The organism is Draconibacterium sediminis (assembly GCF_000949475.1).
In the GTDB taxonomy this organism is placed as follows: domain Bacteria; phylum Bacteroidota; class Bacteroidia; order Bacteroidales; family Prolixibacteraceae; genus Draconibacterium; species Draconibacterium sediminis.
On the sequence record NZ_JRHC01000001.1, the window covers coordinates 2246647 to 2262901 of the forward strand.

The following is a 16255-nucleotide window of genomic DNA, read 5'->3' on the forward strand; positions in this document are numbered from 1 at the left end:
ATGATGAAACTAATCAAATTGAAAAAAGCAGGCAAAGGGATATTTATTGTCCTGTTGAGTTTGCTTTCAACAGTGTCGTTTGCACAGCAAGCCACTGTTTCTGGTAATGTTACAGACTCCAACGGGGAAAGTTTGCCCGGCGTAACTATTATTGAAAAAGGAACGACGAATGGAACAATTACTGGTATTGACGGGGATTATACCATCTCTGTTTCAACAGATGCAACACTCGTATTCAGTTTTGTGGGTATGCTTAAGCAGGAAATTGCTGTAGGCAATCAAACAACAATTAATGTACAGTTGAATGAAGAAGCTATTGGCTTAGACCAGATTGTTGTAACGGGTTATCAAACGCAGAAAAAAGCTGATTTAACAGGTGCCATCAGCGTAGTTGAAATGGATGAAGTAAAAGAAACACCAACAGGAAATGCTATTAAAGCATTGCAGGGCCGTGTTGCCGGGCTTTATGTAACTACTGACGGAAATCCGGGGTCATTCGCTACTGTTCGAATCAGAGGTGGTAGTACCATGGGCGGAGGAAGTAACGATCCGCTCTATATTATTGATGGAGTGCCGACAACCGGAGGTATTGAACAACTAAACCCGAACGACATCGAATCGATGCAGGTATTAAAAGATGCTTCTGCTGCCAGTATCTATGGTTCGCGGGCAAACAACGGTGTAATTCTTATTACAACTAAAAAAGGAAAAGAAGGAGTTACCAAGGTTGAATTCAGTTCTTATGCCACTATTCAGCAATATACTTCAAAACTCGATGTGCTGAATACCTATGACCGGGGATATGTAAACTGGCAGGCTGCAATCAACGACGGATTGACACCAACTTCAAGTATTTATAAATACGACTGGCATCTGGATGGCGACAATGCAGTGCTCGACAAAATTTTATTGCCTGAATATATCGATCCTGCACAAACCATGCGTCCGGCTGATACACGCTGGTACGACGAGATTTCTCAAACTTCACTTATTCAGTCCTATAACCTTACAATCTCTAACGGAAATGAAAGAGGAAGTTCACTTATTTCTTTGAATTATTATAACCACGACGGGATTATCAAAGAAACTAACTCGAATAAAATTACCGCACGTATTAATTCCGATTATAATTTTTGGGACGGAAAATTAAAGGTGGGAGAGAACCTGAATGTTTCAAAAATATACAATGCCGAAATTCCTACCGGCGATGTAATGTACCTGGCATTGGTGCAACAACCCGTCGTTCCGGTAAATTCTGTTGATGGTGGCTGGGGTGGTCCTGCCCCGGGAATGACAGATCGGCACAATCCGGTTCGTTTAATCGAGCAGAACAAACAAAACAAAGGAAAATCATCGCGGGTTTTTGGAAATATTTATGCCGACCTCGAAATAATGAAAGGCTTACATTTCAGGACAAGTTATGGTGTGGACTACACCCAAACTTATAGGCGTAAAATGGATTATAGTTATGTGTCGGGATTTTTGATTAGTGACATTAACCGTACAACCACTTCACAGTCGCACAACTTATCATGGACATGGACCAACACATTGAATTACAAGTTCGAAAAAGAAAAACACAGCCTTGATGTGGTTGCAGGAACTGAAGCCATTAAATACGAAGATGAATGGTTCTGGGCAAGTCGCGAAGGTTTTGTTCTTGAAGATCCTGATTATATGTACCTCGATGCCGGAACGGAAAAAGTATTAAACGGAGGAGGTGGTTCAGGTAACTCACTATTTTCTGTTTTCGCGAAAGCTAACTATGTATATGATTCAAAATATTTGTTTTCAGCAACACTACGCCGCGATGGTTCATCACGTTTTGGTAAAGATAATTTGTACGGAATCTTCCCGGCCTTTTCTTTAGGATGGAGAATCAGTGAAGAAAACTTTATGGAGTCTGTTTCATCTGTTTCTAATCTGAAACTAAGAGCCGGCTGGGGTATTACCGGTAACCAGCAAATTAGTAACGAAGCCATTTATTCAATTTATCGTACGGATTATGGCGTTGATCCTACATGGGTTTTCGACTCTGGAACAGCTTATGATATAATGGGAGTTGATACTGGAACGCTGCCTTCCGGATTCAGAAAAATACGTGAGGGAAATCCATTGCTCAAATGGGAAGAAGCCAATCAAACTAACCTCGGTATCGATTTTGGTTTCTTCGACCAGACGATTTACGGAAGTATCGATTATTTCTTTAAGGAAACAAAGGATATTTTAATTGAACCTCCCTATCTCGCAGTTAAAGGTGAAGGTGGAAACCAATGGGTAAACGGAGCAACTCTTGAAAACAAAGGATGGGAAGTAGTATTCGGTTACAGAAAAGATTTTGCAAGTGGACTTAGTATGGATTTAGCGGCGAATGTATCGTCGTATAAACGGGAAGTAACCTATTTGCCAGATGAAGTTCTTACCGGATATCCTGGCGACCCGGGAACTAACAAAACTGTAATCGGACATTCTGATTTAGTTCATTTTGGATATATCGCGGATGGAATATTCCAGAACCAGGATGAAGTGAATGCCCATGCTGAACAAACCGGCAAAGGAGTTGGTCGTATTCGATATAAAGATATTGGAGGATTGGATGCCGATGGTAATTTCGTTTATGAACCAGATGGTGTTGTTGACGCTCTTGACAGGACTTGGCTTGGAGATCCCAACCCGGATTTTGAATACGGATTAAACGCCAGTTTCTCCTATAAAGATTTCGATTTAAATATATTCTTTCAGGGAATTTATGGTGCCGATGTCTACAACGAATTTAAACACCTCACCGATTTTACATCTATCTGGCAGGGAACAAACTTTGGATCAAGAACTCTGGATGCCTGGACTCCAAACAATACTGGTTCTACTATTCCAATGTTGACTCTGACCGATACTAACAACGAAAACCGGGGGTCAACCTATTTCATCGAAAACGGTTCGTACCTGAAATTGAGAAATTTGCAGTTGGGTTATAATCTCCCCAAAAATCTGGTTAATAAAGCCAAACTGTCATCAGCACGTGTTTATCTGCAAGGACAAAACCTTTTCACAATAAAAGATTCGAAAGGTAACGACCAGTTCACAGGTGTTGACCCTGAATCACCCGGATTTGCATATCCGATCCCGGCAAGTTACACAATTGGTGTTAATCTAACTTTTTAAAACGGACTATCATGAAGAATAAAACAATAAAAATATTGGCAATCGTAACAGCAGGATTTTTGATTTCCTGTTCAGATTCCTTTCTAGAGATGACTCCAAAGAGTATCATCAGTAACGACCAGCTTTTAACCCCCGAGAATGCAGAAGGAATGGTTATGGCAGCTTATGCCGAGCTTGGCAATGACCATTATACAGCGCCCAATTCACTTTGGCCTTATGCCGACAATACCAGTGGAGATTCTTATAAAGGTGGAGGAGGAACCGGTGATATCTGGGAATTTAATTTTATGGAACTTTTTGCTTTCAACACTACAGATAATCCTCTTGTTGACCAGAAATGGTACAGGTTGTATGTGGGTGTTGGGCGTGCAAACGAGGCGCTTAAAGTTATCAACCAGCTTTCGGTAGAAGATTACCCGGAGAAAACAGAACGTGAGGCAGAAATGCGTTTTCTCAGGGCGCATCATTATTTCATTCTGAAAACTATGTTTAAATACATTCCGTGGATTGATGAAACCGTGGTTGGCGAAGCTTATGGCGAAGTATCGAATCGTGAATTTTCGGATCAGGAACTGTGGGATAAAATTGCTGCCGAATTTGCGTTTGCGGCCAGTAATCTTCCTGAAACACAAAGCGATAAGGGTAGGCCAAATACCTATGCTGCCAAAGCATATTTGGCAAAAACAAAACTTTACCAGGCATACGAACAGGGTGATGACAACTCGGTTACGGGGATCAATTCATCAAAATTGCAGGAGGTTGTTAGCCTTGTTGATGAAGTTTCGGCTCAATACTCGTTGTTTACCGATTTTGGCTATAACTTTCTTTGGAGCCACGACGATGGTAGTACCGAATCTGTTTTTTCTATTCAACGATCGGTTGACGACGGTACGCCAAAGGGGCGCCTGGATTGGGGAAACATGCTGAATTATCCAATGAATCCTGAGTACGGCTGTTGTTGGTTTCATATACCGACCCAGAACCTTGTAAATTCATTTAAAACCGATGAAAAAGGATTGCCTCAGTTCGATACTTTTAACGACTCGGATGTACTTGAAGGCGCTGATTTTTACAACAATTCTTTTGATGTGCGATTAGATCATACCGTTGCTATTCCTGGGCATCCCTGGAAATACGACCCCAATTTTATCTATCAGAAGGATTGGGCCCGGGCAACCCAAATTTACGGACATTTCTCTTCTCTTAAAGAAAATCAGTCACCTAACTGTGCTTGCTTTCAAAAAGTGCCACCTTTTATGGCAAGCTCGAAAAACACCGACATTATCCGTTTTGCCGATGTATTATTATGGAAAGCTGAAGCATTAATTGAATTGGGACGCCAGGATGAAGCACTGCCAATTATCAATGAGATTCGGCAACGTGCAATCAATAGTACAGGCATGTTGAAAATGAACGATGGCACCCCAAGTTCAAACTACAGAATGGATATCTATAAACCAGGAGAAAATTGTGACTGGACTCAGGAATTTGCGCGTCAGGCCTTGCGTTGGGAAAGAAGGCTTGAATTGGCCATGGAAGGAATTCGTTTCTATGATTTGGTACGTTGGGGAATAGCCGGAGATTATATCAATAGCTATTTTGCTGAAGAAAAAACCAAAAGGGAATACTTGAAAGATGGTCAGTTTACGGAAGGGAAGCATGAGTATTTTGCTATTCCTCAAAATCAAATTGATTTTAGTAAAGGATTATATCAACAAAACCACGGTTGGTAACAGGTCTAACATTTAAAGGAAAATAAAATGAAAAAATATTTAATATATCTAATACTAATCACCATTTCAGCCGGATTATTTTCTGCCTGTGAAGAGGAATACAACAGCCCGCTAAATCTGGATGCTGATGTAAAAATAAAGAGTTTTTCAGTTGATGGGACTGAAGGCGAAATCGATGAAGCAAACAAAACCGTTACGGTAACCATCGAAAGCGGGAGCAATATTGATCTTAGCAATATAAGCCCGGAGATTGTACTTCCAGCAGGAGCTGTCATTACTCCTGCTATTACATCAAGCATGGATTTCACCAATCCTGTTGAGTTTACGATTGTAAACGGCGATATTTACTGCCAATACACCGTTACTGTTTCCGAGAAATTCTACTTTGCCTTTTTGGGCGAGCCTGCCAATGTATCTGCTATGACGATTTTAGATGACCAAAAAGCTGCAGAATGGTTTTTAAAGAAATATCCTTCTGCTGAATATGTAAGTTTTAGTCAGGTTGCCGATGGCACAGTAGATTTGAGCAAATACAATGCCGTTTGGTATCATTCAGACCAGGGTACACGCCCTTGCTGGCCTGATGCTCAAATGTTATACGGAGTTGCCGATAATTCTGCAATAGTATCCAAGCTGAAAACGTATTATGAAAATGGAGGTAACATCCTGTTAACCAATTTTGCCGGTTCGCTGGTTGATGAACTGGGAATTGTTAGCGAAGCAAAATTTGCTCCAAACAATGCTTTTGGCGATATCGAGGCAAATCCTGATTCTTATAACTGGGGCGATTGGGATTTGAGGTGGTACGGTAATCCAGAAAACCCCATAGCTCAGGGATTAAACTATAAAAGTGATGACCCAACAAAATTTATAATGTTGCCTAACGGAGTTGCACGCCGTAACCGTACCAACCAGTATAACGTGGATGACTGGACGGATTACGCAGTTGGTGGCTCAACCATTGAGGAACGGGTTGCATACTTCGAAACCGTTAACAACTGTGAAGTATTGGTGTCCAACTGGAACGGCATGGAGATTAACCTGGTTTTATGGGATAAACATGATGGTAAAGGTGCCGCTATCTTTATTGGTTCAGGAACTTATGACTGGTATGCTGAGAATGATGTTGAAAACACAGCGGGTAACCGCGAGAAACTGACATCGAATAGCATTGCATATCTATTGGCAAAATCGAAAGAATAATTCATAAAAGGAAGGAAGCCTGAAATGGCTTCCTTCTTATAACAGCTTTGGGAGATTAAATAATTAAACAAATTATTATGAAGAATATATTTGTGACCCTATTAATTGGTGTGTTGTTCAGCTTTTCGCTTATTGTTAAAGCTCAGGACTATAGTGAGCAGTACCGGCCACAATTCCATTTTTCTCCCAAAAGTGGCTGGATTGGTGACCCCGACGGAACCATAAAATTCGACAGTCTGTATCATCTTTTTTGGTGGGGCCACGCCGTTTCCGAAGATTTGGTGTACTGGAAAGAATATCCCTGGCCCATGCAGGGAGGAAACTCGTCTTTCGATTACTACACTGGTTCGGTAGTTGTAGATACTGCAAACACTGCCGGGTTTGGAACCGGAGATGACACGGTTGCCGTGGCGATTTATACCATGCACAATAGAACAACAAATATTGAAACGCAGGGAATCTCATCGAGTACTTCGCCCGATTTTAAATACTTCAATTATTACAACGATAACCCGGTAATTCCTTCCACTTCAACCGATTTCAGGGACCCCTCTGTATTTTGGGATACGCAACTCGACCGTTGGGCAATGGCTATTACACGTCCGGGTGAACATCGTATTGAAATTTATAGCTCTCCTGATTTGAAAAACTGGACTAAACAATCGTCTTTCGGGCCACTTGGTGCACGAACAGGCGCCTGGGAAGTCCCCGACCTTTTTCAACTCCCATTAGATGGTAATCCTGAAAATAAGAAGTGGGTTATGATTTGTGGGATGGGTCCTAATCGTGGGCAATACTGGGTAGGCGATTTTGATGGAAGTACTTTCACTCCTGACGGTACAACCCTGGCTTATTTGAAAAATGGCACCGGTATCAACGGTGAACTATTTACTGATTTTGAAGCTTCTGATTACGGAACATGGACTACAGAAGGAACTGCTTTTGGCACGGGCCCGGCAAATGGATCCCTGTCCGGCCAAATGGATGTATCAGGTTATTTGGGCGACTACCTGGTGAATTCTTTTAATGGTGGCGATGCCGCAACCGGGAAACTGACATCTCCGGAGTTTATGGTTTCCAAGAATTTTATCAACTTTTTAATAGCTGGCGGAAACCACAATAATTTAACCTGTATTAACCTGCTTGTAAACGGAGAAGTTGTAAGAACGGCTACCGGCGACAATTCGGAACAGCTAAAATGGTTTGGCTGGGATGTAAGTGAATACATCGGACAAACTGCTGTATTACAAATTATCGACAATTTCTCAGGTAGTTGGGGACACATTAATATCGACCACATTATGTTCTCGGATATTCTTACCGACCATAGATACGAACATGCCTACTGGATTGATTACGGCCCCGATTTTTATGCTGTAAGAACTTACCGGAATTACGATGCAGATGACGACCGTACCATTTGGCTTGGTTGGATGAATAACTGGGATTATGCCAATAGCATTCCGACCTCTTGGGGAGGAAGTACAGCTGAGTCGCTGCCCCGCGAAATACAGCTGGTTAGCACTCTTCAAGGTTATAAAATCACTCAAAAGCCAATTGAGGAATTGAAGAAGTTAAGAAAGGAAGAAGTAGTACTAACGAACAAAACAGTAGAAGGAACAACTGTATTAACAGAGTTTAAACCTCTGAAAAACACTTATGAGTTTGAAGCAGTTTACGAAGTAAACCCGGGAAGCGATCAGAAAGTCGGCTTTAATCTTTGTGTTTCGGATGCCAATAAAATGGTATTGGGTTACGACGCTAAAACCTCGAATGTTTTTATCGACCGTACACAAAGCGGATATGTAAGCTTTAACAGCAAATTTCCGCGGGTTATAAATGCTCCTGTGCAGTTAAAAGAAAACAAAATCAGTTTTCATGTTTTTGTTGACCAACTGTCGCTTGAAGTTTTTGTGAATGATGGAGATGTTGTATTAACTTCATTGATGTTTCCTAATCCTTATTTTCAAAAAGGCATCGAATTATTCTCGATAAATGAATCATCAGTACTTCAATCATTTAATGGTTGGGAGCTCAACTCAATTTGGGAAGAGGAGCTGGGCACTGGAATACTGGACAGAAGAGAAAACATAAAATCGATTGATGTATATCCTAACCCGGCCAACCAAAAAATACACTTTACGCTGAATGCTGGAACCAGTAGAACCGCCACAGCAAAAGTTATAAACCTACTGGGACAAACCCTGAAAGAAAAAATAATATTTCCCGGTATTTCCTCGTCCGAAATCGATATAAGCGATTTAAAAACGGGACACTACATTCTTTATGTTTTGAATGACAACCAAATATCAACTCAACAATTTATAAAAGTAAATTAATAATGATGAAGACATTTTATAAGCTTCTGGTGGTAGTTTTTATCTTAAGTGCCTGCGAGCCGTCGGCAAACAACCAACAAGAAAAATACAATGAACAATACCGTTCCAAGGTTCATTTCTCGCCTGAAACAGGGTGGGCTAATGACCCGAATGGGATGGTGTATTACGATGGTGAATACCACCTGTTTTTTCAGCATAACCCGGATACTACAATCTGGGGGCCAATGCACTGGGGGCATGCGGTAAGCAAAGACCTCATTCACTGGGAACAGCTCCCAATAGCATTGTACCCCGACAGTTTAGGTTGGATATTCTCGGGAAGTGCTGTAATTGACTGGGAAAATACATCGGATTTGGGAGAAAACGGCGTTCCGCCAATGGTGGCTATTTTTACCTATCACAATCGGGAGTTGGAAAATACCGGAACTGATAAATTTCAGTCTCAGGGAATTGCATATAGCCTTGACAAAGGGCGTAGCTGGACGAAATATGAAAATAACCCGGTTTTGCCTAATCCCGGAATCCGTGATTTTCGCGATCCAAAAGTGAGTTGGCACCCGGAAAGTGAAAAATGGATAATGACCCTTGCAGTGCTTGACCATATTAATTTCTATTCTTCGCCCAATTTGATCGACTGGACCCTGGAAAGCGAATTCGGAGAAGGAATTGGAGCACATGGCGGCGTTTGGGAATGCCCTGATTTGTTTCCTTTGCAAGTGGAAGGAACAGACGAAATTAAGTGGGTATTACTGGTAAGTATCAATCCGGGAGGGCCAAATGGAGGTTCGGCTACACAATATTTTGTAGGCGAATTTGACGGGCATGTATTTGAACCACACGGAGAAAGGACTAAATGGTTGGACTATGGTAAGGATAATTATGCAGGTGTAACATGGTCGGATATTCCGGATGAAGATGGAAGAAGAATTTTGATTGGTTGGATGAATAACTGGCAATATGCAAATCAAGTCCCAACGTCAACATGGAGGGGGGCATTTACTCTTCCAAGAACGCTGAAATTGACCGAAATCTATAACGATTATTTACTGGTTTCGTCGCCGGTAAAAGAATTTGAAAAACTAAAATCAGGTTCAAAAAAAATCTTAGGCTCCATAATTTCAGGAATGCAGGAGATTAATATGAAACCACAGTTCCCGATGGAAATAAACTTGAACTTTAATACTGAAAACAATACAGCAATGAATTTTGGTGAGCGTTTCGGGATTATTTTATCAAATGAAAAAAAAGAATCGCTAAAAATTGGTTACGACAACCTAAATAAACTTTTTTTTATTGATCGGAGTAATGGAGGATGGGATAGTCCGAATCAGGAGTTTGCCGGCAATCATTTTGCACCGTATATAGTCAATTCCTCTTCACTTAGTTTCAAAATTATAATAGATAATTCTTCGGTTGAATTATTTGCAGTTGACGGCTTGGTGGTGATGACCGAACAATTTTTCTCTACCAAAGAATTTACATCAATAAGCCTGTTCTCGGAAAAAGGAGAGGTAGAATTACTCGATGGTGAAATTAGTAAATTAGCAGAAATATGGTAAAATGGATGGGGATCCGATTTACGTGGTTTAGTTTAATTAATATCAAAAAGGCCTGATGGTTTCCATCGGGCTTTTTGTCTATTTTTTCTTGGTCTAATTTTGTTAATTTTAAATGTTATTAGCTTGAGAATTATGTGTCGTTTCATTTTGGTGATATCATTTGTATTGTTTTGTCTCTGTTCGCAGGCAAAAGAGAAATTCATTGTAGGTTTTTCGCAATGTTCGGCCGGAGATTGGCGATTAAATATGGAAGCGGAAATGGATAGGGAGCTCATGTTTCATGATGATATTGAACTTATCAAACGACAGGCAGAGGACAGTACACTTTTACAGGTTCAACAAATTGAAGAGTTATTAAAGAAGGATGTTGATTTGATGATAATTGCACCCAATGAGATTGAGGCACTTCAACCTGTTATCGAGAAAATTTATGATTCGGGCATTCCTGTTATTCTTATTGATAGAAAGATAAATTCACAGAAATATACTGCTTATATTGGGGGTAATAATTTTGGAATCGGGAATATTGCTGGTGTCTATCTTGCAGATAAATTGAAAAAACAAGGGCAAGTTGTAGAATTATTAGGAATGCTCAGTACTTCTCCAGCTTTAGAGCGAATGAATGGTTTTAGTAGTGCTCTCAGTATATACCCCAATATTGAAAATGTCTATAAAATACATGCTAAGTGGAACAATGAATTGGTTCATGATAGCCTCAGTATTATTTTGAAAAAGTTCCCTTCGGTAAAAGCAATTTTCGCGCACACTGATTTTATGGCAGAGGCTGCATCAAATGTAATCAGAGAGCAATTTCCAAACCGTGATGTTCTGATTGTTGGTGTTGACGGGCTGCCCACGGCAGGGGGAGGAATTGAACTGGTTGAGAAAGGTGTTATTTCTGCAACCTTAATTTATCCAACTGGCGGTAAGGAGGCTATTAGGATTGCGGCAAGCATACTGCATAATCAATCCTTTCAGAAAAATAATTTGTTACCAACTACTCTTATTGACCATTCAAATGTGGACATAACTAAGATGCAATTTCAGAAGATCAATACTTTACAGGAGGACATAACAAAATCGAAAAATATGCTGGAGATACTTAATGTGAGGTATCAGGAACAGCAAATTTTATTGTTCGTTAGTTTAGTGTTGTTGACTCTTGTTGGAATTTTCTTAGCTATGTATTTATGGTCGTTCAAACGTCTTAAAATTTCGAGCCGAAATCTCGAAGAACAAAAAGAAGCCATTTCAAACCAAAATATTGAATTAAAACAGTTATCAGATAAGCTGGAAAAAGTCACACAAGAACGGTTAAGATTTTACACCAATATCTCGCATGAATTTAGGACCCCCTTAACTTTGATTTCAGGTCCAATTGACAATTTATCAAAGAGTACAAACTTAACCGGAGAGCAAATGGAATTACTTCAAATTGCTCAAAAAAATGTAGCCATTCTATTAAAACTTATCGAACAAATCATAGATTTCAGAAAATATGAATTGGGTAAACACGATTTTTCTCCCGTTTCAGCTGATTTGAAAAAACACATTGAAGATTGGAACGGACTATTCGCCGAAGTTGCAAATCATAAGCAAATTGAATTCAGGATGCAAGCTACTTCGGGAGACGACTTCGTTATTGATTTTGATGTGGAAAAAATGGAACGGATTTATACCAACTTATTATCCAATGCATTCAAATTTGCACCGGAAAAGGGCATTATTCAAATTTTGATGAGTCGGAAACTTGTTGAAGGGAAAAACTCTGTAGAGGTGCAGGTAATGAATTCCGGTAAATCGATTCCTGAAAATAAGATAAAAGAGATATTCGACCGTTTTTATCAAGCTGGCTCAAAAACAGGTGGCTCAGGTCTCGGCTTGGCACTTGTGAAGGGGTACATCGATATACATGGTGGGAAGATTGAGGTTACTAATCGTAATGGTTTTGTTTGCTTTACTTTTTCGATTCCTGCAAAACAGGAAGATAAAAACATAAAAATTGAAGTGGAAGAGTCTGATGAAAAAATAGTTGACAGGAAGGATATTCAAGATGTAATTTCTTCCGTAATCGGGAGTGAAGATTTGTATATTTTTGATGATGAGTTTGACAAGGAGAAAACAACAATTTTACTGGTTGATGATCATCCCGGAATACGTTCTTATCTGAAATCTCTCCTGAAAGAAAATTATTGTGTGCTTGAAGCCCGTGACGGTATCGAAGGAATAAGAAAGGCAGTGAAATATGTTCCCGATCTGATTATCTCTGATGTGATGATGCCAGGAATTGATGGCGTTGAAATGTGTAGCCATCTAAAAAAAGAATTGTCAACCAGTCATATCCCCATTATTTTGCTTACGGCAAATGCGCAGGATGAAAAACGAATTTTGGGTTTTGAAAGTGGTGCAGATGACTATTTGTCAAAACCGGTAAATGTTGACATATTAAAAGTTCGCCTTCGTAATTTAATTGAAGGTAGAAAGCGATTGAAAGTTGCATTTGGTGAACCTCACAACAACACTCAAAAATTAGTTCCAGATAACTTAATTGAAAAATATTTTATTGAGAATTTCGAAGATAAAATTGAAAAAAATATTGAAAACACAGAACTTAGTGTTGACTTTCTAAGTAACGAGCTGGGAATTTCTCGAATTCAGTTATACAGGAAAGTTAAAGCGTTAACCAACTATTCACCTATTGAATTCATTACAATATATCGCTTAAAAAAGGCTGTTCATTTAATGAAAATGACAGATACTAATCTGGCACAAATAGCATATCAGGTTGGTTTTTCAGCTCCATCTTATTTTTCTAAAAGTTTTAAAAAGTATTACCATAAAAGTCCTTCTGAATTTTTGAAAGAAATGAGGAAATAGTAAACTAAAATTGTAGTGATCATATGTTAAAAAAGTTATTAGTCATGCTGATTTTTTACATTTAAATCATGCAGTAGTAATCACTGTCAAATAATGATCTTTAATGGCGGTAATCTATTAAAAACGATCCAGGCAGAAATTGAATCAATATCTAAGAAACACGGCTTGATAATTACGTATGTGTTCATTCATGAGGATGAGGTGCCGGCGGTGGTCCGGGAGATGAGTGCAGCAGGAATGATGCCGAAAGGTGGCCAGACTGAAAAGATTATAATTAGTGTTTGAATCATTAAATGCTAGTTATGTGAAGCGTTTAAAACTATAATAAGGCATTCCAGTATTCTTGAGTATTATTGTTTTATTGAGAACGGAAATGATACCGATGTGGCGGAGAAAAATAGATGATTATTTTTGTCATACTTGTACCATGAAATCTTAAAGTACTGATAATCATAAGTGGTTATTTTTGAAGAAGTTTAAATAAGTCCTGTTCTTAAGGATATTCACTTCCTTTTACTTCCAAAGTCTTCTTGAATTTTATATGTTCATACAAGGTAACTGAAATGTAGTAATTGTTATGGAGAATTAGATGGTCCGAGCGTAACTGTAAGTTTAATGCTTATTCGATAATTAGCTATAAAAAAAGAATAACTCGGATAGTCTTAGTTACAATTAATTTACATAAACATTAATATCGGAAATATATCAGATAGGTTGGTTAATGTAAATAAAGAATAGCGCCACTGAAGGAAGCCAACCCATATCCATGTGCCAGCAGTAGGTTCATTCCATACGTTTGACCCGAAATTCTTTCGGGGTCACTTATTACATTCACCAACTTCGGCACCGCACACAAGAGTAGCCTGTCATTCCATTTTATTTCGTGCCAAGCTACCCTCGCCTTTGCTTTCACACGCCTACACGTTTTCAATTCCATTTACAAACTCAATTAATATAGAATCAATGGAAATTGAGATTATGATGTATTATGATGGAGAATTATCATTTTAAATGAAAAATTTATTGTAAAATTCTCAAGGATCTTATATACAGTGGCTTAGGTATAGTGCTTCTGTGTAGTAATAAGTTTTATGAGTATATGATTTTGTGTGCAAATTGTGTGCAAATAAAAAGAGGTTACAAATATTATTATTGTAACCTCTTGGATATCAGTAGCGAGAGGCGGGCTTGAACCGCCGACCTCATGATTATGAATCATGCGCTCTAACCAGCTGAGCTACCTCGCCATTTGTTTTTCAAAAATGCGGTGCAAATATAGTATTTATTTTTATTCCCACTAACCATTTTGATAATTTTTCGAAATAACTTTTGGTGCGCGATTTTAACTAGTTGTAAGTTACATTCTTATTAATTATATTGCCGAAAATCAAACTTATGACTAGTAAAGTAAAAATCAATCTGGAATATATTATTAATTGTTCGCCTAAAGTGCTCTATAACAGACTTAGCACTGCTTCCGGGTTAACTGAGTGGTTTGCCGACGATGTTCGCGTTCGGGGTAAGCGCTATACTTTTATTTGGGACGGATCGGAGCAAACTGCAGAAATGACATTGCATAAAGAAAACCGTTTGGTGCGGTTTAGTTGGCTGGAAGAAGAAGAAGGTTCGTACTTCGAGTTTAAGATAACACGCGATGAACTTACCGGCGATGTTTCGCTTTTAATAACTGATTTTGCCGAAGAAGATGAAATTGATGAAACCCGTGGTTTGTGGGATTCGCAGGTAGCAGATTTAAAACACGTACTGGGCTCGTAATTCGTTTTTTAAGATTATTAACAGCTGTGTTCCGGTATCAATAACGTTTCTTAACCTTTTTTACTTTACAAATTCCTAAAATAACTTAGTTTTGTAAGCGTTTCCAGAATGAAATAAAGTACATGAAACGTCTACACCTTTTTATTATTAAATCGTTTTTAGGGCCATTTTTTATGACCTTTGTTATCGTACTGTTTGTGCTGCTTATGCAGTTCTTATGGAAGTACGTCGACGATATGGTCGGCAAGGGGCTTGATCTAAAGGTGTTGGCAGAAATGATGTTTTACGCCTCATTTGCCATGTTACCACTGGCCTTTCCGCTGGCCATGCTTCTGGCATCAATCATGACTTTTGGGGCATTGGGCGAAAATTACGAGCTGGTAGCCATGAAAGCTTCCGGAATTTCACTATTCAGAATCATGCGTCCGTTAATTGTTATTGCAATTATCATCACCGGAATAGCTTTTTATTTTTCCAATAATATTCTTCCGAAAACAAACCTGAAATTTTCGACCCTTTTATACAGTGTGAAAAAGCAGCGGCCTGAACTGGTCTTGCAGGAGGGTGTTTTTACCAACGAAATGGATGGCTACAGCATTAAGGTTGGCAAGCGCGATAACGATACAAAAATGCTGTATGATCTGTTGATTTACGATCATACCAAAAATAAACCCAACGAAAGTGTTACGGTTGCCGATTCGGGATTATTGCGGATTACCGAGGATAAAAAGTACATGGTACTTAATTTGTTTAGCGGAGTAACTTACCAGGAGCAGAAATCGCAAAACCGGGGTAAAAAAGAAACGTATCCTTATCAGCGCAATCGTTTTGAAGAACAAACGATCAGGGTAAAAGTCCGCGATTTTGAATTTAACCGCCGCGATGAAAGTATTTTCAAAAATCAATACCGCATGCTCACTATCGATCAGTTGGTGACTGCCGATGATAGTTTGACGGACGATTATTACGGTCGCTTGCGAAATTATATGATGCAGATTAATATTAATCCGACTATAACCCGGCGAATGTATAATCTCACCGCAAAAGCTGATTCGTTGAAACGTGATATTGAGGAAATTAAGGCTGATACGATATTTGATTTTGATACCTATTATTCTGGTCTTGATAAATGGGTACAGGCCGATATTGCCAAAAGTGCACTCGATAAGGCCCGGAGCAATATGCAACAGGTGAACATGTTCCAGGGGCAGCTTTATAATAAAAAGAAAACGCTGAATAAGTACAGGATGGAAAAACACCGGAAGTTCACCCTATCGGTTGCTGTGTTGATTTTCTTTTTTATCGGAGCACCTTTAGGAGCAATTATCCGAAAGGGAGGATTGGGGATGCCTGTAGTTGTGTCGATCTTCCTGTTTATTTTATATTACATTGTTTCCATGAGTGGCGAAAAAACGGCCCGCGAAGATGTTTGGGATATGTTTAACGGAATGTGGTTTTCGTCGTATATTTTTCTGCCCATTGGCGTTTGGTTAACGTATAAAGCAGCTACCGATTCGGCTATCATGACAGCGGAAGCTTATGCAAAGTTTTTTGCGCGGCTTGGACTCGGACGTTTTTTCCAGAAAAAGAAATCAAACGACTAAAC

General features: G+C 39.3%; 8 protein-coding genes and 1 tRNA gene. 8 read left to right on the forward strand and 1 reads right to left on the reverse strand.

All coding sequences use genetic code 11. The features are described from left to right. The 6 genes from LH29_RS08745 to LH29_RS08770 all read left to right on the forward strand — a co-directional run bounded on the left by LH29_RS08745 (position 1) and on the right by LH29_RS08770 (position 12873). The gene (locus LH29_RS08745; RefSeq protein ID WP_045027817.1) at positions 1 to 3162 is read left to right on the forward strand and encodes a SusC/RagA family TonB-linked outer membrane protein; all 3162 of its coding nucleotides are present in this window, start codon (positions 1 to 3) and stop codon (positions 3160 to 3162) included. Between the two features lie 11 nt (positions 3163 to 3173). Further along, a complete protein-coding gene (locus tag LH29_RS08750; RefSeq protein WP_045027819.1) occupies positions 3174 to 4895 on the forward strand; it encodes a RagB/SusD family nutrient uptake outer membrane protein in 1722 nt (573 codons plus the stop codon). A 27-nt stretch (positions 4896 to 4922) separates the two neighbouring features. After that, a complete protein-coding gene (locus LH29_RS08755; RefSeq protein ID WP_045027822.1) occupies positions 4923 to 6098 on the forward strand; it encodes a DUF4960 domain-containing protein in 1176 nt (391 codons plus the stop codon). A gap of 77 nt (positions 6099 to 6175) precedes the next feature. Continuing rightward, complete coding sequence (locus LH29_RS08760) at positions 6176 to 8437, forward strand: GH32 C-terminal domain-containing protein (RefSeq protein ID WP_045027823.1); 2262 nt, start codon at positions 6176 to 6178, stop codon at positions 8435 to 8437. Positions 8438 to 8439: 2 nt separating this feature from the next. Next, positions 8440 to 9996 carry a glycoside hydrolase family 32 protein gene (locus LH29_RS08765; protein ID WP_045027824.1) on the forward strand — a complete coding sequence of 519 codons (1557 nt, stop codon included), beginning with the start codon at positions 8440 to 8442 and terminating at the stop codon, positions 9994 to 9996. 246 nt (positions 9997 to 10242) lie between these two features. Next, a complete protein-coding gene (locus tag LH29_RS08770; RefSeq protein WP_198152382.1) occupies positions 10243 to 12873 on the forward strand; it encodes a substrate-binding domain-containing protein in 2631 nt (876 codons plus the stop codon). A 1173-nt stretch (positions 12874 to 14046) separates the two neighbouring features. On the opposite strand, the gene LH29_RS08785 is transcribed toward LH29_RS08770, so the two are convergent. Beyond that, positions 14047 to 14120 (reverse strand) — tRNA-Met (locus LH29_RS08785). Positions 14121 to 14268: 148 nt separating this feature from the next. Between LH29_RS08785 and LH29_RS08790 the strand changes: the two genes are divergently transcribed. Together LH29_RS08790 and LH29_RS08795 are read left to right on the forward strand one after the other, a co-directional pair. Continuing rightward, a complete protein-coding gene (locus LH29_RS08790) occupies positions 14269 to 14649 on the forward strand; it encodes an START-like domain-containing protein (protein ID WP_045029060.1) in 381 nt (126 codons plus the stop codon). A 122-nt stretch (positions 14650 to 14771) separates the two neighbouring features. Further along, positions 14772 to 16253: an LptF/LptG family permease gene (locus LH29_RS08795; protein ID WP_045027833.1), complete on the forward strand. Its 1482-nt coding sequence runs from the start codon at positions 14772 to 14774 to the stop codon at positions 16251 to 16253. Positions 16254 to 16255 lie beyond the last annotated feature (2 nt).

Excerpts from the sequence above, each read along its gene's own strand:
- LH29_RS08745 (WP_045027817.1), top strand. The coding sequence starts at position 1 with ATGATGAAACTAATCAAATTGAAAAAAGCAGGCAAAGGGATATTTATT.
- LH29_RS08750 (WP_045027819.1), top strand. The coding sequence starts at position 3,174 with ATGAAGAATAAAACAATAAAAATATTGGCAATCGTAACAGCAGGATTT.
- LH29_RS08755 (WP_045027822.1), top strand. The coding sequence starts at position 4,923 with ATGAAAAAATATTTAATATATCTAATACTAATCACCATTTCAGCCGGA.
- LH29_RS08760 (WP_045027823.1), top strand. The coding sequence starts at position 6,176 with ATGAAGAATATATTTGTGACCCTATTAATTGGTGTGTTGTTCAGCTTT.
- LH29_RS08765 (WP_045027824.1), top strand. The coding sequence starts at position 8,440 with ATGATGAAGACATTTTATAAGCTTCTGGTGGTAGTTTTTATCTTAAGT.
- LH29_RS08770 (WP_198152382.1), top strand. The coding sequence starts at position 10,243 with ATGGAAGCGGAAATGGATAGGGAGCTCATGTTTCATGATGATATTGAA.
- LH29_RS08790 (WP_045029060.1), top strand. The coding sequence starts at position 14,269 with ATGACTAGTAAAGTAAAAATCAATCTGGAATATATTATTAATTGTTCG.
- LH29_RS08795 (WP_045027833.1), top strand. The coding sequence starts at position 14,772 with ATGAAACGTCTACACCTTTTTATTATTAAATCGTTTTTAGGGCCATTT.